Source organism: Bradyrhizobium sp. SZCCHNS1022, from assembly GCF_032484835.1.
In the GTDB taxonomy this organism is placed as follows: Bacteria; Pseudomonadota; Alphaproteobacteria; order Rhizobiales; family Xanthobacteraceae; genus Bradyrhizobium.
Map to the genome: position 1 here is coordinate 207,084 of NZ_JAUETT010000006.1, position 21,513 is coordinate 228,596.

General features: G+C 63.5%; 26 protein-coding genes. 8 read left to right on the top strand and 18 right to left on the bottom strand.

The genetic code is table 11. From position 1 onward, the window contains the following. Nucleotides 1–13: 13 nt before the first annotated feature. From QX071_RS29020 to QX071_RS29090, 15 genes are all read right to left on the bottom strand, one after another. Nucleotides 14–367, bottom strand: a complete 354-nt coding sequence (locus QX071_RS29020) for a rhodanese-like domain-containing protein (RefSeq protein WP_315705729.1) — start codon at nucleotides 365–367, stop codon at nucleotides 14–16. Between the two features lie 49 nt (nucleotides 368–416). Further along, nucleotides 417–968: a YeeE/YedE thiosulfate transporter family protein gene (locus QX071_RS29025; protein ID WP_315705728.1), complete on the bottom strand. Its 552-nt coding sequence runs from the start codon at nucleotides 966–968 to the stop codon at nucleotides 417–419. Nucleotides 969–981: 13 nt separating this feature from the next. Then, complete coding sequence (locus QX071_RS29030) at nucleotides 982–1,524, bottom strand: YeeE/YedE thiosulfate transporter family protein (protein ID WP_315705949.1); 543 nt, start codon at nucleotides 1,522–1,524, stop codon at nucleotides 982–984. Nucleotides 1,525–1,612: 88 nt separating this feature from the next. Further along, entirely contained in the window at nucleotides 1,613–2,713 is a 1,101-nt protein-coding gene (locus QX071_RS29035) for a YeeE/YedE family protein (RefSeq protein WP_315705948.1), read from the bottom strand. Nucleotides 2,714–2,741: 28 nt separating this feature from the next. Further along, the gene (locus QX071_RS29040; protein WP_315705727.1) at nucleotides 2,742–3,182 is read right to left on the bottom strand and encodes a DsrE family protein; all 441 of its coding nucleotides are present in this window, start codon (nucleotides 3,180–3,182) and stop codon (nucleotides 2,742–2,744) included. Between the two features lie 9 nt (nucleotides 3,183–3,191). Further along, nucleotides 3,192–4,097, bottom strand: coding sequence for an alpha/beta hydrolase (locus QX071_RS29045; RefSeq protein WP_315705726.1), 906 nt, complete (start codon nucleotides 4,095–4,097; stop codon nucleotides 3,192–3,194). Nucleotides 4,098–4,110: 13 nt separating this feature from the next. Beyond that, complete coding sequence (locus QX071_RS29050; RefSeq protein WP_409977600.1) at nucleotides 4,111–4,539, bottom strand: hypothetical protein; 429 nt, start codon at nucleotides 4,537–4,539, stop codon at nucleotides 4,111–4,113. A 29-nt stretch (nucleotides 4,540–4,568) separates the two neighbouring features. Beyond that, complete coding sequence (locus QX071_RS29055) at nucleotides 4,569–5,276, bottom strand: c-type cytochrome (RefSeq protein ID WP_409977596.1); 708 nt, start codon at nucleotides 5,274–5,276, stop codon at nucleotides 4,569–4,571. Further along, nucleotides 5,260–6,546 carry a sulfite dehydrogenase gene (gene soxC, locus QX071_RS29060; RefSeq protein WP_315705947.1) on the bottom strand — a complete coding sequence of 429 codons (1,287 nt, stop codon included), beginning with the start codon at nucleotides 6,544–6,546 and terminating at the stop codon, nucleotides 5,260–5,262. The genes QX071_RS29055 and soxC overlap by 17 nt, the downstream gene beginning before the upstream one ends. Nucleotides 6,547–6,551: 5 nt before the next feature. Continuing rightward, a complete protein-coding gene (soxB, locus tag QX071_RS29065; protein WP_315705723.1) occupies nucleotides 6,552–8,243 on the bottom strand; it encodes a thiosulfohydrolase SoxB in 1,692 nt (563 codons plus the stop codon). Nucleotides 8,244–8,266: 23 nt separating this feature from the next. Further along, a complete protein-coding gene (gene soxA / locus QX071_RS29070; RefSeq protein WP_315705722.1) occupies nucleotides 8,267–9,091 on the bottom strand; it encodes a sulfur oxidation c-type cytochrome SoxA in 825 nt (274 codons plus the stop codon). Nucleotides 9,092–9,124: 33 nt separating this feature from the next. Continuing rightward, nucleotides 9,125–9,451, bottom strand: coding sequence for a thiosulfate oxidation carrier complex protein SoxZ (gene soxZ, locus QX071_RS29075; RefSeq protein WP_315705721.1), 327 nt, complete (start codon nucleotides 9,449–9,451; stop codon nucleotides 9,125–9,127). Between the two features lie 15 nt (nucleotides 9,452–9,466). Then, entirely contained in the window at nucleotides 9,467–9,919 is a 453-nt protein-coding gene (gene soxY, locus QX071_RS29080; protein WP_315705720.1) for a thiosulfate oxidation carrier protein SoxY, read from the bottom strand. A gap of 20 nt (nucleotides 9,920–9,939) precedes the next feature. Next, on the bottom strand, nucleotides 9,940–10,383 hold the full coding sequence (gene soxX, locus QX071_RS29085; protein WP_315705719.1) for a sulfur oxidation c-type cytochrome SoxX: 444 nt from the start codon (nucleotides 10,381–10,383) through the stop codon (nucleotides 9,940–9,942). A 126-nt stretch (nucleotides 10,384–10,509) separates the two neighbouring features. Then, entirely contained in the window at nucleotides 10,510–11,052 is a 543-nt protein-coding gene (locus QX071_RS29090; protein ID WP_315705946.1) for a thioredoxin family protein, read from the bottom strand. A 125-nt stretch (nucleotides 11,053–11,177) separates the two neighbouring features. Between QX071_RS29090 and QX071_RS29095 the strand changes: the two genes are divergently transcribed. Then, the gene (locus tag QX071_RS29095) at nucleotides 11,178–11,903 is read left to right on the top strand and encodes a hypothetical protein (RefSeq protein WP_315705718.1); all 726 of its coding nucleotides are present in this window, start codon (nucleotides 11,178–11,180) and stop codon (nucleotides 11,901–11,903) included. Here QX071_RS29095 and QX071_RS29100 read toward each other — a convergent pair whose 3' ends face one another. Then, entirely contained in the window at nucleotides 11,904–12,638 is a 735-nt protein-coding gene (locus QX071_RS29100) for a cytochrome c biogenesis CcdA family protein (RefSeq protein ID WP_315705717.1), read from the bottom strand. A gap of 73 nt (nucleotides 12,639–12,711) precedes the next feature. Between QX071_RS29100 and QX071_RS29105 the strand changes: the two genes are divergently transcribed. The 4 genes from QX071_RS29105 (at nucleotide 12,712) to QX071_RS29120 (ending at nucleotide 15,196) form a co-directional block, all read left to right on the top strand. Continuing rightward, complete coding sequence (locus QX071_RS29105) at nucleotides 12,712–13,086, top strand: thioredoxin (RefSeq protein WP_315705716.1); 375 nt, start codon at nucleotides 12,712–12,714, stop codon at nucleotides 13,084–13,086. A gap of 25 nt (nucleotides 13,087–13,111) precedes the next feature. Next, nucleotides 13,112–13,462: a metalloregulator ArsR/SmtB family transcription factor gene (locus QX071_RS29110; protein ID WP_315705715.1), complete on the top strand. Its 351-nt coding sequence runs from the start codon at nucleotides 13,112–13,114 to the stop codon at nucleotides 13,460–13,462. A 99-nt stretch (nucleotides 13,463–13,561) separates the two neighbouring features. Next, the gene (locus QX071_RS29115; protein ID WP_315705714.1) at nucleotides 13,562–14,659 is read left to right on the top strand and encodes a YeeE/YedE family protein; all 1,098 of its coding nucleotides are present in this window, start codon (nucleotides 13,562–13,564) and stop codon (nucleotides 14,657–14,659) included. A gap of 15 nt (nucleotides 14,660–14,674) precedes the next feature. Further along, the gene (locus tag QX071_RS29120) at nucleotides 14,675–15,196 is read left to right on the top strand and encodes a DUF6789 family protein (RefSeq protein ID WP_409977595.1); all 522 of its coding nucleotides are present in this window, start codon (nucleotides 14,675–14,677) and stop codon (nucleotides 15,194–15,196) included. 45 nt (nucleotides 15,197–15,241) lie between these two features. Here QX071_RS29120 and QX071_RS29125 read toward each other — a convergent pair whose 3' ends face one another. Together QX071_RS29125 and QX071_RS29130 are read right to left on the bottom strand one after the other, a co-directional pair. Beyond that, on the bottom strand, nucleotides 15,242–16,930 hold the full coding sequence (locus QX071_RS29125) for a methyl-accepting chemotaxis protein (RefSeq protein WP_315705713.1): 1,689 nt from the start codon (nucleotides 16,928–16,930) through the stop codon (nucleotides 15,242–15,244). 376 nt (nucleotides 16,931–17,306) lie between these two features. Beyond that, the gene (locus QX071_RS29130; RefSeq protein ID WP_315705712.1) at nucleotides 17,307–17,585 is read right to left on the bottom strand and encodes a hypothetical protein; all 279 of its coding nucleotides are present in this window, start codon (nucleotides 17,583–17,585) and stop codon (nucleotides 17,307–17,309) included. Between the two features lie 360 nt (nucleotides 17,586–17,945). Between QX071_RS29130 and QX071_RS29135 the strand changes: the two genes are divergently transcribed. The 3 genes from QX071_RS29135 to QX071_RS29145 all read left to right on the top strand — a co-directional run bounded on the left by QX071_RS29135 (nucleotide 17,946) and on the right by QX071_RS29145 (nucleotide 21,473). Continuing rightward, nucleotides 17,946–20,039: a protein-disulfide reductase DsbD family protein gene (locus QX071_RS29135; protein WP_315705711.1), complete on the top strand. Its 2,094-nt coding sequence runs from the start codon at nucleotides 17,946–17,948 to the stop codon at nucleotides 20,037–20,039. Nucleotides 20,040–20,060: 21 nt separating this feature from the next. Next, complete coding sequence (locus QX071_RS29140; protein WP_315705710.1) at nucleotides 20,061–20,702, top strand: DsbA family protein; 642 nt, start codon at nucleotides 20,061–20,063, stop codon at nucleotides 20,700–20,702. A gap of 597 nt (nucleotides 20,703–21,299) precedes the next feature. Beyond that, entirely contained in the window at nucleotides 21,300–21,473 is a 174-nt protein-coding gene (locus QX071_RS29145; protein WP_315705709.1) for a hypothetical protein, read from the top strand. The last annotated feature ends 40 nt before the right edge of the window (nucleotides 21,474–21,513 follow it).

Below are 21,513 nucleotides of genomic sequence, written 5' to 3' on the forward strand. Positions count from 1 at the left end.
GGGTGACGCCGCGCTAAGCGACCGGACCGCCCCGCGCGCGCCAGCCGCTCATGCCGCCGGCGTAGTGTCGCACCCCCTCGACGCCTGCAGCGAGTGCGCGGCGCAATGCCGTGGCCGAGCGGCCGCCCGCCTGGCAGATCAGGACGACCGGCTTGTCCTCGGCAAGGTCTTTGGCAAGGCTTGCCGGGTCGAACTGCGACAGCGGATGATTGACGGCGCCCGGAATGTGCCCGCTTTTGAACTCGTGCGGCTCGCGCACATCGACAATGACGCAGCTACGCTCCTGATGCGCGCGAACCAATTCATCGTGCTCGATCGCCGGGACGCTGGCTGATCCCGTCAGCTTGCTCAATAATCCGGACAACATCGTTGGTCTCTCCATGATCTGACTGCATTGCGCCCCTCCCGGGGTCGCTCTAGCGACGCGCCCGCTTGGCTTCCGACGACTCGACCCAGAAGAAGAACGCGCCGGCGCCGATCGCGAGAAGGACGAACCAGGCCGCGTCGGGCACGCCGGTGATGTCGGGCAACCGCACCTTGCCAAGCGTCCAGACGTTGAGGACATGCGCCTTCACCCAGTCGAAGCTGAGCGCATAGAGAACGGCGCCGACGATCATGCCGAACGCGCCGACGGCGGCGTGCACGCTGCCGCTGGCAATCGCGCCGAGAGCCGTTCCGGGGCAATAGCCATAGACGACCATGCCGATGCCGAACAACGCGGCACCCAGCGCAACCGCCAGCATATTGGCGTCCTTGACATAGTATTTGGTATTGCCGGTATCGACCAGCAGCAGCACACCGACGCCGCCGACCACGATTGCCGTGCCCATCACTTTCAGCACGGTGAAGTCACGCAGCCGGAACTGGTTCTCGATCACGTTGCAGCTTGTGACCTTGCCCAGTTGCAGCAGATATCCGAACACGGCGCCCATCAGAAGCGGGCCGGCAATGCTCATCATCGAGGTCATGACCTGATCCCTTTCACGATTTGCGAAACATGAGGCGCGACACCAACAGGCCGGTCGCGAACATCACAGCCAAGAACAGCCAGCTCGACACGGCAAGCTGAAGCCCGCCGGAGATGCCGTGGCCACTGGTGCAGCCGCCGGCCAGCCGCGCGCCATACATGATGACAATGCCGCCGAAAAACGCTGCGACGAAGCGCTTGAAGACTGACGGGCCGAACCGCTCCTTCCAGACCTCCGGAACCAGTTCCAGCCGCCAGGTACCCGAGACGATTGCGGCCAGGAAAGCGCCGAGCGGAATGCCGACCAGGAACCAGACGCCATAATCCCATTTGAGCGGCATTGCTTTCCAATAGCTGTTGGCCGCCACGGCATCAGGCCCCAACACCGGAAGCGCAAACAGCGATGCCACGCGAGAATAAGCGGTCGTGACGCCCAGCGGATCACCGAACACGGCAAAAGCGACCCAGCTCAACACGCCGATCCCTGCACCGACGAGATAAGGCGACCATCTGCTCGGTTCGGATCTTGGCACGTCACGGACCATGACATCGGTCATCATCGTCACGGCGAACACCTCCCTGCCTTCGACAGCGTCAACGCTGATGAAATTTACTATATTCGTATATTCGAATTTGTGAAGATAATTATGACGCCGTCGATCCGGTGAGATCGCCGGTACGCAGGTCCGATTTGGGGGCCGCCATCCAGCGGTCGACCACGAGATCGGTGACCGCTGCGCCGAACCACATCCCGCCCAGCACCAGCCAGGCCGTGAGCGCAAACACCGAGGCGCCGGTCACGCCCGCCCCGACCGCGCAACCACCGGCAAGCATCGCGCCAAATCCCATCAGCACGGCGCCGATGAGATAGCGGCGCATTCCGCGGCCGTCGGAAAAGCCTTCGAGGTTCAACTCATGCGCCAGCGCCGCCGCAACGAAGGAGCCGAGGAAAACACCGGGAATCACGCCGAGGTCGAAATCGGGCTTGAGGTGCTGGTTGGCAGCCACTTGCATCAGGAGCTCGGCGGAGGGCCCGCTGAATGTCAGGCTCTTCAAGGTCACGGGCGCAAACGAGGCCTGCCCCAGATGGTAGGTGAAGATCCAGCCGGCAACGACCGCTGCCCCAGTAGCAACAGAGGCCAGCATCATGCGCCGGCTGACCCCGAAACGCAGCGCGCCGGCGAGGCCGGCGAGCAGCCACAACATTCCGAAGCCGAGCTTCTCAGGCGTGCCACCGCCGAACAAGCTCATGATGTCACGGGAAGGCCCGCCGTCGACCAACCAGAGATTGGTCAGCCACTCCCGTGCCGGCGACAGCAGTCCGCGATAGGCGGATTGGGCCGCAACCGCGAAGATGAGGCCGGACAACAGGGCACGCAGATTGCCGTTGGCGGACAGCACCAGCAGGCGGCTGGCACATCCGCGCGCCAGGATCATGCCGCAGCCGAACATCAGGCCACCGATGATGGCACCGGAGATGCTGCCCTGCTGCGCGAGCTGGCGGGCTTCCGAGACGTCGAGCAGACCGGCCGCGACGAAGGCCTGCGTCCCCAGCACGGCGGAGGCAAAGGTGAGCAGCCAGACCGACAGGCGTGCCCCGCCTTCCCCGCGCGAGAACTCGATGGTCGCGGCACGCAGGCAGAAGCGGCTGCGCTGGGCGAAGAAACCGAACAGGCCTCCGACCAAGAGCCCGCCCAACAGGGAGACCAGATCTTCGCCCAGGAGATCGATCGCTTCGGTGAACACGGCCACGGTCTCGCGTTAGACCTCGCCGCTAAGGGCGCAGATAGGCGTAGCCGTCCTGCTGCAGCTCGGTCAGCCTGACCACCCCGCCCTTCTCGGCCACGATGAAGCCATCCGTGAGATCATCCAGCTTCACGCCCTGCGCCTTCATCGTGTTGGCGCAGGCTTCGAACACGGTGCCGGCCTTGATCAGGCGGTCCGCGAGTCCCGCGATATTGGTATCGACAGAGATCGCGTGGAAGGCGCGCAGAGCGGGACCATGCACGACCAGCCTGATATCCGCCTTGCCCGGCCCGCCGGTACCGTCGATATGATTCTGGATATTACCGAGAACGAACAGGACGCGATCCTGATCCGCCAGATGGTAGACGACGCGCTGCCGCGGTCGTTCAGGCGCCGCCATCGCCCGGCTGATGCCGAAAGCTCCGATGAGGCCGGCAAATCCGGCGCGCATGATCGACCGTCGTTCCATGAAGTCCTCCTAACGCACGTCCGTGATGAAGCCTGCGATGCGATCGGTGGCATCATCGGCGGCGAGATCGAGAAAGAAATGATCGGCGTCCTCGACGGTCTCGAGCCGCACGCGACGCCCTGTCCGCGAGACCAGCGGTGCGAATGACTGTTGCACATCCGGCACTGTCTTGTCTTGAGCCGCGGCAAGCACGAGGACCGGAACTGCAATTTCGGCGATCAGGCCGGCCGTGTCCTGGCGCGGGTCGGCCCGATAGAAAGCCGAAAAAGCGCGAGCCGTCACCTTGGCGTCGCGACAATAAATGAAGCCGGGCATCGTCATCCACTCGCCGCCGCGCCCGGCGTTCACGGCAGCGTCGGAGCGTGCAAGCAACGGCTCGAGCGGCTGCCCGAAAGTTTCGGCATAGGCTGCGCGCAAACCGGTCTCGACGGCGGTCGTGGCCGGCGCCAGCAGGATGGCTCCCTTGACGGATCCGGGCGGATGCGACGCCAGATAGCGCGCGACCTGGTTGCCGCCGCGCGAATGGCCCAGCAGATACACGCGCGACGACGTTTGCTGCGCTTCGGCAATCCACGCCGCGATCTCGGCCACGGCATCCTCCGACGTATAGTCGTGGGCGATCGCGCAATCGTACATGCCCTTGCGCCTGTCGACACCGAGCGACAGCGTGTGAGCGAGGGTGGCGATGCCTCGCTCGGCCAGCGCTTTCGACAGGCCCTGCACCGTCCCCATGTCCTTGTGCGCGAGGGTGCCGTGGGTCATCACGACGATGGGCATGTCCGCCGAAGGCTGGGGCGGCAGCCGCAACGTTCCCAGGGTAACATGCCCGGCGATGGTCAATTCGCGCGCTTCTTCGGCGGCAAGCACCGATGCAGAGGTCAGAAAGAGAAACGCAAGCGCGAACCGGCAGCGCATCGGATGATCCCATTCAAGGACGCACGATCGTCCAGTTCTTCTCCGCAAGATCCATCAGCGCGGCAACTCCGGTGTCGACGACGCTGACACCTTCAATCAAGGGCGGCTGCCGGCCTTCCTTTCTGGCGAGAGTCTCGAGCGTGTTGCCGCAGGCGATGAAGCTGACATTGGGCATCGATTTGGCAAAACCGACGATGCGCTCCTTGACCGGCGAGCGGTCGGCCAGCAGCATGTCGAGCCCGCCGTTGAAGGCGACGACGACGATGTCGACCTCTTCGCCTTGTCCCGTGTAGTGCCGCGAGACATTGGCCGCAACATCGAGCACCGCGTTCATCTTCACCGGATCGTCATCGCTGATCTGCAGCGCCAGCTTGTGCGGTTCGGCCGCTCGAAGCGGCGCGGCAGTCATGAGTAGAAGGCCGGCAGAGATGATCGCCAGCATCAGACCGCGGCCACTGGGCGCAGCCAGCGTCATTCGACTCCTCTAGACTTTCCTTCCTTGGCGTCTTCAGGGGTCACGTCAACGATCGTCGCACGCCCGGTGATCTTCACCGGCGCGACGCAATCCTTCATGCACGGGTCTTTCTGCCAGAAGGACTTTTCGCTGGTCGCACGGTCATCCATGATGAATCCGGCTTCGTTCGGCATCTTGATCGAGGCGAGATTCTTCTCGTTCAGCTCGAAATTCTGATCCGTAACGATGTCGTTCAGGTACAGAACATAGGCGACCAGCGCGTAGTAGTCGTTGACGCCGAGCGACTCGGCATTGCCGAACGGCATCGCGTGCCGAACATAGTCGAACACCGTCGACGCATACGGCCAGTAGGAGCCGACGGTCTTGACCGGATTGTCGGCGGTCAACGATCCCTTGCCACCCGCCAGCACCGGCCAGCGGCCATTGCCCTCGCCGAACTCGCCATGGCAAGTCGCGCAATTGTCCATGAACAGCTTCTCGCCCTGGGCGACCGTGCCCTTGCCGACCGGCAGCCCCTGGCCGTCGGGGCGCACGTCGATATCCCAGCCGCGGATCTCCTCGGGCGTCGGTGCACGGCCGATATCGTAGTGTGCAACAGTTGGCTTCGACTCGGCTTTGGACCCGCTCAGCCCACCGGCCAATGCGGCGGACCCGGTCAGGCACGCCAGCGCGGCTACTGCGACAAGCTTAGGCGACTTCAACATTCTCGACCTCACCGTTGGCCTGCACGTGCCAAGTCTGGATGCCATTGTTGTGATAGATGGAGTTGTAGCCGCGCACCTTGCGCAGTTCCGCCTTGGAAGGCTGCACATAACCAGTCTCGTCCTGGACGCGCGACTGCAGCAGGAGCGGCTCACCGTTCCAGTCGAACTCATAATAGAAGCGGGTCAGCGCCTTATCGAGCACCGGACCGTCGAGTCGCGCCGGCCACCAATTGCGGCCGCCATCGAGCGAGACGTCCACGCGCTTGACCTTGCCATGGCCCGACCAGGCGAGGCCGGACAAGATAGTGAAGCCCTTGCCGTGCTTGATCGGCGCCTGTGGGCTCGGGCTCGTGATCACGGATTTTGCATCCATCACCCAGGTGAAGCGCCGCGCCTTGCCGTTTGGCAACAGGTCGGTGTATTTCGACGTCTCCTCGCGGGTCTGCCAGGGTTGATCGCCGACCTTGATCCGGCGCAGCCACTTGACCCAGAGATTGCCCTGCCAGCCAGGCACGACGAGCCGCATCGGATAGCCCTGCTCCGGATACAGCGCCTCACCATTCATCTTGTAGGCGATCATGCAGTCGTCGAGCGCCTTCTCGATCGGCAGGCTGCGGTCCATCGCGGCCGCATCCGCGCCCTCGACCAGCAGCCATTTGCCGTTGCTCTTGACGCCGACCTCCTCCAGCAGAGTACGCAGCGACACGCCCGTATATTGCACGCAATGGACCATGCCATGAGTGAACTGGCAGCCATTCAACTGAGAGCCGCGCCACTCCATGCCGGAATTGGCAGCGCATTCCATGAAGTGGATGCGGTTGACACGCGGATAGCGCTTCAACTCTTCGAGAGAGAGTATTAAGGGCCGCTCGACCAAACCGTGGATCATCAGGCGGTGATCGGCCGGATCGACATCGGCCATGCCGCCGTGATGCCGCTCGAAGCACAGCCCGTTCGGCGTGATGATGCCTTCGAGCTCATGCAGCGGCGTGAAGCTGACCGAGGATTCGCGCGATGCCGTCAGCCATTCGACGTCGCGGCGGATCACGTCCTTTTCGAATTTCGACGGCTTGCCATAGGGGCGCGCTGCGACGCCCTCACCGAGCGAACGCGTCCATTCGGGCACGTTCGGCGGTTGATTGGCCGGGTTGCCGTCCGCCCGCGCCGAAGGTGCAACCGCAGATGCCGCAAGCCCGCCGGCCGCAGCGAGAAAACCGCGCCGGGACTGCCGGGCCAGCGAGGCTGGTTGATTCTTGTTGTCCTTGGACATCATCCTCACACTCCGGTGACTTTGACGGCGCGGTTGGGCTCGAGACGCACGGTCTTCTGGCGCTGCAAATAGGAGGACACGACCTCCCAGATCGGCGGCCCCTGCGTGCCTTCGTTGACGCTGGCCCAACCGGCCACCTGATATTCGCGCGATGGATCGATCGCGGTGCCGGTCTTGATCAGCCGCATGTCGGAGATGCGCTGCCCCTGCGGCTTGTTGACGTCGATCGCGTAGGACATGCCGCCGATACGGACCATGTCGCCACCCTGCTGATAGTAAGGATCGACGTTGAACAGGTTATCGGCGACGTCCTCAATGATCTCCTTGAGCCGCGCGCCGGTCATGCCCATCCGATAGACTGCAGGATAGGTGATCGCGGTCGCGTTGGTGACGTCCTCGAAGGTGATGTCCTGGCCCGGCATGACGCTGGTGCCCCAACGGAAGCCGGGCGAGAGCGCGATCTCCGCATCCCGCTCCTGCAGCAGCGCCTGGCAGATCAGATCGTCGAAGGTGCCGTTGAAATTGCCGCGCCGATACAGCAGCGTCTCGGTGCGGCCGAGCGCGCGGCCGAGATCGGCAGCGAACGGCTTGCGCACCTCGGCGATCTTCGCGGCCATCTGCGCATCCGGCGTGATGACGTCGGAGAACAGCGGGATCAGCTTGTAGCGATATCCCCTCACCTCGCCGTCCTTGACGTCGAGATCGAGCCGCGAGACGAACTTGCCGGACGAGCCCGATGCGATCAGCAGCGTCTTGCCGACCTTGATCGCTTCGGGCAGCGCATCATGCGTATGTCCGGTCAGGATCACGTCGAGCCCTTTGACCCGGCTCGCCAGCTTGCGGTCGACGTCAAAGCCGTTGTGCGACAGCAGCACGACGAGACCGGCACCAGCCTTGCGCGCCTTGTCGACCTGAGCCTGGACGTCCTCCTCGCGGACGCCGAACGACCAGTTCGGGATCATCCAGCGCGGATTGGCGACCGGCGTATAGGGAAAGGCCTGGCCAAGCACCGCGATCTTGACGCCACCGCGTTCGATCATCGTCGAGGCCTCGAAGGCCGGCTCGTTCCATTCGGTATCGCGGATGTTCAGCCCGAGGAACGGGAAGCCAAGCCCGTCGACGGCCTGCTTGACGCGCTCGGTGCCGTAAGTGAACTCCCAATGGCCGGTCATGGCATCGGGTTTCAGCAGCGCCATACAGTCGATCATGTCCTGGCCGCGAGTCTGCAATGACGACCACGAGCCCTGCCAAGTGTCGCCGCCATCGAGCAGCACCACCCTGTCGCCGCGCTCGGCACGGATCGCCTTGATCACCGTCGCGGCGCGATCGAGCCCGCCGATCCGACCATAGGTCTTGGCCAGCGCCTCGAAATCCTCCGAGGTCAGCGCGTAGGCCGCCGACGAGCCCGGCGCGATTCCAAAGCGAGCCAGGAATTCCTTGCCCGTGACATGCGGCGGCTGGCCCTTGGCGTCGCCGACGCCGAGATTGGTCGACGGCTCCCTGAAATAGAGCGGCATCAGCTGGCCGTGGATGTCGGTGACGTGCACCAGGGTCACATTGCCGAGCGGCTCGAAAGCCAGCAGCTCCTTCTCGGTCAACTTCTGCTGGGCAAAGGCGCGCGTCGCTGCGCCGCCCGCGCCGGCACTTAGGGCGGCGGTCGCAAGCGCAACCTGAACGAATTCCCGGCGCGATATCATCGCTCTTCTCCTTGCGGCATTGATTAGTTACGGACCGATGGCGTCTCGACCGGCAGGCCGATCCCGCGCCAGGCCACGTACAGCTCGAGCGCGAGGAACTCGTCCGATAACGGCGCATAGGGCACGGCCCGAACGTCGAACATGCAGCCCTCGAACCGCTCGTGGAGCGGGACCAGCCGCTGATCGCGCAGCCGGTAGGTCGGAAAGCCGTTGGTCTGGCCCTGGCTGAGGAAATCGGCGCGCATGAACTTGCCGTTGTTCTTCTCGTGACAGGAGGCGCAGGCGAGGTCGAGCTGGCCGGTCCGCGTGTAGTAGATCTGCTTGCCTTTCTCGAACCACGGCGACATCGGGCCGTCGGTCTTCACCGTCACCGGCATGCCGCGCGACTGGTAGCGGACAAAGGTCGTCATGTCGGTCAGCTCCTGCGACTTGAAGGCCCAAGGCTGCGCCTTCATGTGCTCGGTGCGGCAGATGTTGATCTGCTGTTCCAGATTGACCGGCTTGTTGAGCTTGTCGCTCCATTTCGGCATCGCGGCGCCGACACCCTTCATGCTCTTCTCGGCCTCGCCGTGACAGCTCATGCAGGACTTGCCTTCAGCGCCGTCGACCGCCTTCCATGCGTCGGCCGCCCGCTCGATCGCGAGAAAGCCTGGGTTCTCCAAATCGTCATCCTGCAGGGCACGCGTTTCCTTGCTGCGAAACTCGTAACCCGAGATGATGGTCTTGAAGACGTGGCCGAGAGGCGCCGGAATGCCCTTTCGCTCCGCCTCCTGGCCCGATGAGGCGATCGCCGACAACGTGAGCGCAGCCGTGGCCAGGACGGCCAGTGCACCGTAGCGCGTATACATCCGTCCCTCCCCGTGACCGTGGCGCAGCAGCAATCAGGCCTTCAGCGTGATCTTTTCTTCCGCCGAAATCACCGAGCCGTCATCGTCCGTCCAGGCGAACTTGAACGTCCCCTCCTGCTCGATCCTGGCATTGAACTGGATGTAGGGGTTGGCCGAGATGGCCGGCTCCAGCGAGCAGGCGAACACGGGCTTGCCGTTGAACTCGCAAGAGAACTTGTTGATGATCTTGCGTGGAATCGTCTTGCCCTGCGCATCCTTGCGCTGGCCTGATTCCATCAGGTGCGAGACCAGGGTCTTGATCTGGATGATCTCGCCCTGCTTGGCTTCCTTCGGAAGCTTGATCCGCGGCTTGTCTGCCATTTTTTCTCTCCTGTTTCAGCCGCCGCAGCCGCCGATGGTGACCTTGACGGTCTTGCGCTCGGTGAAGAGCGACCCGTCGCTCATCTTCGCCACGGCAATGACGTTCTGCGTCTGCGCGAGGCGGATACGGATCGACGCCTCGGCCTTGCCCGACAACGGCGTGAACATGAGCGTCGCGACGCCGCCATTCGGGTTGCCGTCGGCGACGAACAGCACTTCCTTGACGTAATTATCGGCGGTCATCGGACTGTCGACGGTCAACGACAACGGCACCGTATTGCCGTTCTCGGCTATCTCAGGCAGGTCAAGCGAGATCTTGCCGCTTGCCGCTTCCTTGCCGCCCGTGAACTTCTTGATCAGTTCGGCCGCATCGTTGCTTACCTCGGCATTCGCAGCCATCGGCAGCATCGTCAGGGCGACGAGACCGCCGCCGAGAACGAATGCCTGTCGTCTGTTGATTGGCCTCATGCATCATCCTCCAAAGGCAGTCATTTCAGGGTTTCGAGAAAGGCGACCACATCCTCGACCTGCGCAGCGGTCAGGATAGGCTTGCCGACGAACTCGGGACGGACCCGACTGAGGCCCTCATTGCGATAGAACGCAGGCATCACCGTATCGTCGAAGACGCGTTTGGGATCGGCAACGATGAGGCGCAGCTGCGCCTCGGTGTAGCGCCCGGCGACGCCATCGAGCGAAGGGCCGAGTTCGCCGTGAAATTCTTCGGATTTGAGACTGGAAACCTGATGACAGGCGAGACAGTTGCCCAGCGTCCGCGTCAGGAAAACCTTCCGTCCCGCATCCGCATTTCCGGCCGTGCCCGTCAGGGATTTCGGCAGCGCGCCATCGACGACAGTGAGCACGATGGGCTCATCGGCCTGCACGGTCGACGCAAGCAACAGATAGAGGCAAGCGGCCGGAAGCCAGCTACGCATGTTTCCACCCTTGAGACGAGGCCACCCTCGCCGGTTTTATCAACGGGGCTTACGGCCCCATCACATTCACAAATTATGATATTAGAATAATTATGGTGTCAAGCAGGTTTCGGTGCGGCAGTGCACTCAGCCTTTCAATGCGGTCAGGTAGTCGCGAAACGAGCCGTGCTCGTAGGCCATCTCGCGCACGAAGCGGAACATCGCAAGAAAGTGCTGCGGCTTGAGATAGCCCGGTGCGCGTGCGACTTCGCGCGCGGCCGGCTCTTTCGCAGCGAGGCCATCGCCGGAAGCGGGAAAGAACTGGAAGGTCGGCGTGAAGCGAATGGCATAGCGCTCGGCCAGCTCCTTCTCGCTGAACTCCTTGCCGTCAAAATCGGTCACCTTGCGCGCGCCGACCAGGTTGAGCTGCAACACCTCGAAATTGGCGCGGATGTAGCCCGTAATCTCCGGATCGGCGAAATTCACCAGATGCGTCTCGCGGCAATAAGGGCAGCCGCGCAGCTCCCACATGATGGCGAGCCGCTTGCCTGTGGACGCAGCAGTTTCGAGATCGTCACGCAGGTCGAGGAAACTGTTGAGGAACCAGGGCTCGTGATAGAGCCCGTCGTCGCCCAGCGCGGGTTCGGCCCGCGCAGGAGAATGGGCCGTTGCCGCGATGAGAGACGGCATCGCGACAACGAAACTGCGCCGCGTCATCGGGCGATGCGAGAGCTTGAGGAACTTCATGGATTTTGCCAAAGCTTGCGACGGACGATACATGATATTCGAATAAACGAATGTGAAAAGGACATTCGATGTTGCATCGCGCCATCACCCTCTCACTTCTCCTCACATCCGTCCTCACCTGGATCGGCTGTGCTGCAACTACGCATGCTGCAGAGGCTTTGGATGTCTCCACGTTATTTCAAGGCGCCATGGCGAGCCTGCGCACCGCGGCAAGCTATGCGCGCACCGGCAACGTTGCCCTGGCCCAGATCGAGATCGATGATGCAAGAAGCGACTGGCACCGGCTCGACCAGCACGCCGATCAGGTTTCGATCTACCCAAACCAGGCTCTTCACGAACTGCTGGTGCGTGGAGACACCGGGCTCGCCAGCGCAGCTGACGCGCTGGCTGCAGGTGATACGGCGCGGGCCGGGACGGAGATTCTCTCGCTGCGACGGGCCATTCACGCTCTGAGTCGCGAAGCCGGAGTCAATGATCTCAGCGGCTGCGTCTTCGAACTGGCGCCAATCATGGAAGAGTTGCGAACTGCGGCGACGCGCTTCAGCACGACGAAGAGCGATCCCGATCGGGTGAAGAAATCCGGCGAGGCGCTGCGCGAGCGTCTGCAACGCTGCAACGCTCTCGCCCCCTCAGAGGTCGCCGGAGAGGCCGAATTCCGCCGGCTGCTCGACGGCGCGATTGCGAGCGCCAGCGAGATCGGATCCGCCGCCCTCAAAGGCGACGCCGATCTGGTTCATCGCTACCAGATCGAGCTGCAGTCCTTCATCAGTCTGCTGGACTTCCGATTCGGCTGATCAGCCGATGGCCGAGAGGCCCGGGAACAGCTCGAAGATCCACTGCGACATACGCGGGATCACGCCCGTCAGAAAGGCAGCCCCCGTCAGGACAAGAAAGCCCCCCATCGTCTTTTCGACCAGCCCGAGATGAGGACGGATGCCCTTCAACATCGTCATGAACCGGCCGGTGAACGCCGCTGCGATCAGGAAGGGCACGCCGGTGCCGATCGAATAGGCCGACAGCAGCAGCATGCCCTTGCCGACCGTCGCCTCGGCACCTGCCATCATCAAGACGGCCGCCAGCACCGGACCCGCACAGGGCGTCCAGCCGAACGCGAAGGCCAGCCCCATCGCGAACGCGCCGAGAAAGCCGGCCGGCCGCTGTCCCATCTGGATCGTGGCGCTGCGATACAGCAGCGGAATCTTCAGGATGCCCAGAAAGTGCAGGCCCATCACGATGATCACGAGCCCAGCCATGATTCCGAGCTGGGCGAGATGGCCGGAAATGAACCGACCGAACACCGAGGCGGTGGCACCGAGCCCGACGAAGACGGCCGAAAATCCGGCAACGAAACACAGCGCCGACACCACCGTCCGGCCGCGCCTGGAAGCGTCGGGCTCGCTCCCCGCCTCGGCTGCCGAGACCCCAGCGACGTAGAACAGAAAGGGCGGCACGAGCGGTAAAATACAGGGGGAGAGGAAGGACAACAGGCCAGCCAGCAGTGCGGCCCCCAAGGTCACGTCCAGATCCATCGTCTCCCCACCCATCCCTGGTACATATTCGAATTTAATGATAGATATGGGTGGAAGTCCATAGGATGGCTACATGCCCCATACGATTGCAAAATTTGCCGTGGCCTGGCTGCTCGGCGCGGTCCTGCCGAGCTGCGCTTTCGCATCCGAGCTCGTGATGTTCGAACGCCCCGGTTGCGCCTGGTGCGCCCGCTTCAACGCCGAGATCGCGCCGATCTATCCCAAGACCGACGAAGGACGCGCCCTTCCGCTCCGGCGGGTCGATCTGGACAAGCCGCTTCCAGCGGACCTCGCCGGGATCGATCCCGGCGCATTCACGCCGACCTTCGTGGTCGTGGACCAGGGCCGCGAAATCGGACGAATCCGAGGGTACCCAGGGGATTCATTCTTCTTTGGGCTGCTCGGCCGTATCTTGACGAGCGCACCTCCATCGCAGATTCATTCTTGAACGGAATGCAAGGGATCACGAACTCATGCCGCTACCGAAGCTCAAGGATCTCGGAACGTCTGCCGAACTGGAGCAGATGATCGAGAAGGCGCGGGAAGCGAGCGAAATGCTCAAGGCGCTATCCCACGAATCCCGGCTGCTGCTGCTCTGCATCCTCGCAGAAGGCGAGAAATCGGTCACCGAGCTCGAACAATTCCTTGGCGAGCGGCAGTCGACGGTGTCCCAGCAGCTCGCCCGCCTCCGGCTCGACCGGCTGGTCACGACGCGTCGCGACGGCAAGACGATCTACTACAGCCTGGCCAGCGATGACGTCCGCAAGATCCTGACGGCGATTTACGACGTTTATTGCGAACCGGTGCGCAAACGAAAGCGCTAGCGACCCGACGCGAACCGTCGTTCCGCTAGAGGACGGTGCTGGATTCCCCGGTCGACTTGGCGCACAATACAGCCAACGCGCGCAGAAAAGTCCGGAGGAATGCTCAACCAATCTGCCATCATGTTTGCTTGCGGGCTGTTCGCCGGGGCCGTGCTCGGCGTGGCAGGGCGAGCCGGGCGCTTCTGTACGCTCGCGATGCTGGAGGATGCCTTCTTCGGCTCGGACATGCGGCGTCTCAAATCATTCACGCTGGCTGCGGCCGTTGCGCTGGTGGGCACTCAGTGTCTGGCCGCGCTCGGTCTGATCGACCTCACCCAATCGATCTATCTCGCGCCCTCCATTCCGCTCGGCGGCGCTATTATTGGCGGGTTTGCGTTCGGCGTCGGCATGGCGCTGGTGGGCACGTGCGGTTTCGGAACGCTGGTCCGCATCGGCGGCGGAGACCTGCGCGCGATCGTCGTCTTCCTGGTGCTTGGAATCTCGGCATTGGCGGCGATGCGCGGGCTGACCGGATTCCTGCGACTGGCGCTGATCGAGCCGCTCTCCGTGCGGATGCCCGAAGGAACCACCCAGGCGCTGGATTCCCTGCTGTCACCCCGGCTCGGTGCGCTCGCGCGGCCGATCGCCGTATCGGCGACAGCTGTGGCCCTGACGATCTGGTCGCTCGCGGACGGCCGTCTGATCAAGTCACCGCGGCTCCTGCTGTCGGGAATCGGCGTCGGCCTCGCTGTTGTTTTCGGCTGGTTCGCGACCGGATGGTTGGGAAGCGATGATTTCGATCCCGCCCGCCTCGCTTCCCTCACCTTCGTCGCTCCGCTCGGCAACGCCGTCTTGTATATCGCGACCATGTCGGGCACCCATGCCGACTTCTCCATCGGCTCGGTCGCCGGCGTGATCCTCGGGTCCTTTGTCGCGGCGATGTTTTCACGCGTTTTCCGCTGGGAAGCCTGCGACGATGCGCGCGAGCTGAAGCGTCACATGATCGGCGCCCTGCTGATGGGAACGGGCGGCATCATGTCGATGGGCTGCACCATCGGCCAGGGTTTGTCCGCCTTTTCGACGCTGGCCGTCTCGGCCCCCCTCACGATGCTCGCGATCGCTTGTGGCGCGCGCGTCGGCCTGGAATACACGATGACCGGTGAGTGGCGGCCGGCGCTGCGCAATCTCTTGAGCGTGCATTCCTGGTCGACCAAATAGATCGGACGCGGAAAATTGGCATACTCTTCCTCAGCAGGGGGCGATGGGCATTCGCCGAACTCTGGAGAGAAACCAACGGCCGCGCGAAGCGAAATCGTCAAGGCGATCGTTGCTGGAGTCTGCGGCAGCCTGGCCCACCTGCTGTTGATGTCCTTCAAGTCTTGGTCGGGACTGCTTCCCTCGTTCCAGCCCTATGAAAGCCTGCAAGCCACTCTCAACCAGATCACGGGCAGCTCGGTCGATCCAATCGTGCCCTGGGCACTGTCCTTCCTGAATGGCTCGACAATCATCGGCCTGGTCTTCGGTCAGCTTTATCGATCGCTGCCAGGCTCCTCCGGCGCAGTCAAAGGCGCGGTGTACGGCCTGCTCGGCTGGCTCGTCATGGGAGTTCTATTCTTCCCGATGATCGGTCTCGGCGCCTTCGCGACAGGCGCCGGGCTTGGCGTCGCTCCCGCCCTGTTCTCACTTGCCATGCTGCTCACCTACAGCGTGGTTCTCGGCAGCGTCTATGGCGCGCTCGATCGCGCAGGCAGCTGATGGTCCAATCTCATCGCGGCCCGGTCGCGCGGGACGCGGAGCGGATCAAGCGGCCCTCACACCGTCGATGAACTTCTTGACCTCCAGCTTGAGCCTTGCGCTGTCGCCGGCCAGCGACTTCGCCGCCGACAGAACTTGCGACGCCGCCGAGCCGGTGTCGACGGCACCGCGCTGCACGTCGGTCACGTTGGCCGAGACCTGCTGGGTGCCCTCCGCGGCATGCTGAACGTTTCGCGAGATCTCCTGGGTTGCTGCGCCCTGCTGCTCCACCGCCGCAGCAATGGTGGAGGAGATTTCCGACAGCTTCTCGATCGTGCCGCTGATCTCCCTGATCGCTCCGACCGACTCCTGCGTCGCGGCCTGGATGCCGGAGATCTGCTGACCGATCTCCCCGGTGGCCTTGGCCGTCTGCTCGGCCAGCGCCTTGACCTCCGAAGCGACCACCGCAAACCCGCGGCCGGCGTCGCCGGCCCGCGCAGCCTCGATCGTGGCGTTGAGCGCGAGCAGATTGGTCTGCCCGGCGATCGTATTGATCAGTTCGACCACATCGCCGATGCGCGCGGCTGCCTTGGAGAGCTCGCTGACCTGCTCATTGGTCCGGCGCGCCTGCGCCACGGCCTCGTTGGCCATGCGAGCCGAGTCCTGGACCTGTCGGCTGATCTCGTTGACGGACGCCGACAATTCCTCGGTCGCCGATGCCACGGATTGCACGTTGGTGCAGGCTTCCTCGGACGCCGTGGTGACGGCGGTCGCCAGATTCTCCGCGCGATTGGCGGTGTTGCTGAGGCCACCGGCGTGACCTTCCAACGCGCTTGATGCGGAGGAGACGGTCTCGACGATCTCGCCCACCGCCGCCTCGAATCGGCCGGTCAGTTCATCGAGCCGCCTGCTGCGCTCCAGCTTCACCTGCGCCTCTTGCTGCGCGATGTCGTCGGCTTCCCTCTTGGCGATCAGCGCCGTTTTGAAGACCTGCAGCGCATCGGCCATCATGCCGATCTCAGTCCTCTCCCCACGATGCGGTATTTCCGTCGCGAGATCCCCCTCGCCCAGCGCCTGCATGGGCCGGATGATCGAGGCGATGCACCGGGCGATGTCGCGAATGAACCAGAAGCCCACACCGATGCCGATGAGGACGGCAAGGACGACGATTGTCGACACCGTCGTGAATGCCTGCGCATAGCCCTCGGCGGCGATCCTGGTCTCGGCGTCGGCGCCTCGATTGTTGAGGTCGATGGCCTTCTTCAGATATTCGTCCGACTGATTGGCGATGCTCCGGACCGTCTTGTTGAACAGCTCGCTCGCCTGCTTGGTCGCATTACCGTTCCCGTTGCGCAGAACGTCGAGCACCCCATCCGCCGCCTTCACATATTGCTCCCAGCCGCGCGACCAATTGTCGAACAGGCTGCGCTCCTCGGCCGACGAAATCATCGCCTCGTAGGACCGGCGTGCTCCTCCAATGACCGCGAGCGTCGCCTTCATGTTCCGGTCGAGAGTGTCCCTCTCCTCGGCGGAGTCGGCCGTCATGTAGGCACGAAGCTGGGCCCGGTTGAGATTGATTGCGGATCGCAATTCGCCGAGTACGCGTACGCTCGGCAGCCAATTGTTGGCGATCTGCTCCGTGTGCGTGTTGATCGCCTGCATGCCCCGGACGGCGAGCAAACCGAGCGCCGTCATGGCAGCCAGCAGCAGCGCGATGACGACGACCATCTTTCCCCGGATCGACAGTTGCGACATCTCGCGTCCTTTTCGTTGCTCGACGGTTGTGTCGCCCGACCAGTGATGGCGCCGTCCCAACGATAAAAGGTAACATCCAACGTTCGTGAAATGGTTAACGCGGCTGGCTACAGAGCGCATCTGTGTGCTGCGGACTAACAAGCTCAGATCATGAGCGGCCAGCCACGGCTTGCGGATGGGCCACGACCGATTCGGAGCAGATCGGCCGGACCGGCGGCCAAGCGCTGCGTCAATGACTGAAGCGTGTCACCTTCATGGACGGGATTAGTTCCCTTGCTTCGGGCCAACGTCCGCGCGAAGCCTTTGGTGGCACCCAATACCGGCGGGCAAGACCTTCCTTCGAGTCCATCGCAGCGATCTGGACAACGCTGCACCGTCACGAAGATGTCAGTTGCCACACGGGCTCGCCCGCGCCACCCATCCACAATGGAGACGACCGTCCTTCGATGAGAGCCCAGACGATCACGTTGCCCCCGACGATCCGCCGCATGACGGCGGCGCTGTTGGTGCTCGTGTTGAGCCTGGCTTCCTTGCTCGGAACGTTCAATTCCGCATCGGCCAGCAATTCCGGCCCCCGCGAAATCTCGGAATGGTCGGGCTCCACGACCGCCGCCCCGAAGCCTTGCAAGAGGGCCGTCCTGCCCGGCGCCGTCAACACGTGCCCGTTCGCCGGTCTCAGCCTCACGGCCGTGCCAGCGAACGAAAGCGACACTGTTCAGCCATTCCCGGCCGTCCAGGTCGTAACGTGGCGCCCGCACAATGATGTCTTGCCGGCGCAGTGCAACGCATCGTCCCCCTATCGCCCGCCCAGCCACATCTCCTAGGCACGCGGTCTTGATCTTGTCGCGCGCAACGTAACGCTGCGACCTGAACAGACGAACATCCATCATCGATCGCACGCTAAAGATCGGCGCCGAGCGTCCCATGAGTTGTGACGGCCCTGTGGCCGTACCGGCTGCGCAGCCGCTCACGCGGCACGATCAATGCCCGCACATCAATGCCAAGGGAGATCATCATGTCCATCCGTCTTACCGGCTTGGCCGCGCTGCTGCTCGGAGCACTGCAATCCTCCCCGGAAGTCGCAGTTGCCGGCCGACTGCCGCAGCAGGCCGAGGTCGATGCACGCTTGCTGATCGGCGACGCCACGGCAGAGGGCAGCACGGCCGCGGCATGGGCCGGATTGGATGTCCGCCTCGCGCCGGGCTGGCACACCTATTGGCGCTCCGCCGGGGATGCCGGTGCGCCACCCGAATTCGACTGGTCGGGCTCGCGCAACGTCGCCGATGTCAGCGTCGAATGGCCGGCTCCCCGTCGCTTCAGCGAACAGGACATCGACACGTTCGGCTATGTCGATCACGTCCTGTTTCCGCTGCGAGTACGCCTGCAGGACGGCTCGGCGCCGGCGCACCTGGCGCTGAAAGCTGTGCTGTACGTCTGTTCCGAAATCTGTACGCAGCAAGAGGCGAACCTACAGGCCGATATTTCGCCGACATCCAGCCAGCCCGAGAACCAGGCGCAAATCGATGCGTGGCGGCAGCGGGTGCCACGCGAGACGTCTCCCACTCTCTCAATCACTTCGCTGCGCCTGGAGCGGCAGCCCTCGCCGCAGCTGAGGCTCGAGGTGCATGCCTCGCCATCGCTGAGCGCCATGGACGTGTTCATCGATGGCGACGTCGCCGTGTCGGGCGGACGCGTCCAGGCGAGCCGGCGCGCGGAGAGCGATGTAAGCCTGACCCTACCTGTGCTGGGTCTCGATCAGGCCAAACCATACGCAAAGTTGCGCGTCACCCTCGTGGACGGTGACAGGTCGCTGGAAGCGGTCGTCCCCGACGAGGCCGCCAAGTCGCCCTCAGATTCCACAGCGATCGGGGCCAAGCCCACGCCCGCCGGCAGATCGGCGTCGATCTGGGCAATCCTCGGCATCGCCCTGCTCGGCGGCTTCATCCTGAACTTCATGCCCTGCGTATTCCCGGTGCTGTCGCTCAAGCTGGTCTCGCTGGTCGATCACGGGCATCCCGATTCAGGCTCACCGCGGTCGGCGTTCCTGGCGACGGCAGTCGGCATCGTGGCGTCATTCGGGGTGCTGGCCGCGACGCTCTCCATCCTCAAGGCGAGCGGCAGCGAAGTCGGCTGGGGCCTGCAATTCCAGCAGCCCGCCTTCCTCATCACGATGATCGTCGTGCTGGCCGCATTCGGCGCCAATCTGCTCGGCCTGTTCGAAATCACCCTGCCCTTTTGGATCACCGGCCGCATCGGCAATGCAGGCATGGGCCGAACAGCCACGGCGCATGTCTTCAACGGCTTCGTCATGACGCTGCTGGCGACGCCATGTTCGGCTCCCTTCGTTGGAACGGCCGTGACCTTCGCGCTGTCGCAACAAGCACCTCAGATCATGCTCGTCTTTACTGGTCTCGGCCTCGGCATGGCTTTGCCGTATCTCAGTCTCGCGGCAGCGCCGGGCCTCGCCGCGCTGTTCCCGCGACCCGGCCGCTGGATGTTGACGCTCCGCGCCCTCGCGGCTGCCGCCATGCTCGCGACCGCGCTGTGGCTGCTCACGATCCTCGCCGAGATCAGTGGGCCGACGTCGGCCGCCCTGCTCGCGATCACATTGCTCTCGCTGGTCACGGTGCTGGCGGCACGCCGCTTCCAAATGCGACGTGCGATGGGCGCAGCCGGCGTTGCCGTGATGCTCGGCCTGGCGGTAATGGCCGCCACCCGCATCACCGAGCCCGCCGCAACGGCCGCCGCCAGAGAGATCGCGTGGCAGCCATTGGTGCCTGCCGATATCGCCACGCAGGTGCGTGCCGGCCGCACCGTCTTCGTCGATATCGGAGCCGCCTGGTGCGTCACGTGCAAGGTCAATGAGAAGCTGGTCATCGACAGCTCTGCGGTGAGACACCGCCTGACCACGGATGTCGTTCCCGTCAAGGCGGATTGGACGACGCCCAACGAGGCGATCTCCGCCTATCTCAGATCCTACGACCGCTACGGCCTGCCCTTCAATGCCGTGTTCGGACCGAAAGCGCCGACCGGCATCCTGCTGCCAGAGCTCCTGACGCAGAAGCTCGTGCTCGACGCCATCGATACCGCATCCGCCACCTCTCACTGACCACCGAAAGAAAGATAGAATATGACAATCAAGACACTGGCCGCATCGCTCGCCGCGGCTCTCCTCCTCGCCGTCGCCGCTCTGCCGGGCACCGTTCGTGCTGCCGACGACGATGATGGCGACATCCTGAGCGAAGCTCGCATCCTCCATGATCCCGACATTCCAGCCTTCGGCAATGCGGACGGAGACATCACCATCGTCGAATATTTCGACTATCAGTGCCCCTATTGTCGCAAGGTCAGCCCCGATCTCGCCAAGGTCGTGCGCGAGGACGGCCATGTCAGATGGATCATCAAGGATTGGCCCATTTTCGGCGGCCCCTCGATCTACGCCGCTCGCCTGGCGCTGGCGGCGAAATATCAGGACAAGTTCAAGGAAGCATATGAAGCGCTGATCGCGCAGCATGAGAAGCTTTCGGAGGACAAGGTCGACGCGGCGCTCGCTGCGGCCGGCATCGACATCGCCCGCGCCAAGAACGATCTTGCCGCTAACAGCAGCACCATCGATGCCGTTCTGGCACGCAATCACGAACAAGCGGTCGCGCTTGGTTTCCGCGGGACCCCCGCTTTCATCATCGGGCACTTCCGCGTCCCCGGCGCTCCCAACGCACAGGCGTTCAAGCAGGCGATCGCTGACGCGCGTGCGGCCGCGCGCCGCAAATGACGCGGCGGCGCATCGTTCAGCTTAGAAGCCACCGTCGCGGTCACACAGCGTCTCGGCCCAAGGAACCGTAACGACGGGCCGCGGTTGAGTCTCAGCGGTCAGCTCCGAGACGGAACTGCGGTCCCGGGACCCAGCCTGGTCCAGGCTTCAATTGGTCCGTGGGGCCATCGTTTTTGACGCCGAAGCGCCCAACGGCACCCTTGAAATCGTTTCAAGAGCCGTACCGCGAGCAGCAAGCTTGATCATGAAGTGAAACGCAGGCGATGCCTCGGCGTCGCCTGTGTTCGGGCTCCAAATTCGCATCGCCTCGACGTAGGTTAAGATTCTGGATTTGGGCGAGCTGATCGCGCAACATAGGTTTTGCTCAATAGGTTTTGCTCAATGGATCTTACCGAGATCGAGCGCCATTTCCTGGCTCGGCTGGTTTCCGAGCCCTGGATCAGCCCGCCCATGTTCGACCATGAGCGCATCGCAAGACTTATCGAACTCGGATTGGTGGAAACTGAGCCGCTCGCCTCTGGCGAGGTCGCATACAGGATCACGGAGGCCGGCCGAGCTGCCCTATAGGTTCTTGGGAGCAGGCCCATGGAGGCGTCGATGAGCACGGTCGCGAAGCTGCTAGCCCAAAAGCAACAGTTGATCGAGCGCCTGGACGAAAATCCCGGTCCGCAGGAATCCGAAGAGATTCAGCACCTCCTGCGCAAGATCGAAGCTGCCTTGGAGCTGCTCGCGGAGGCCGGACCGGGGACGAGCTCCGGAAATGACGATTAGGTCGCTCGCCCGGCAACAGATGCGAATGCTGGCTCACGAT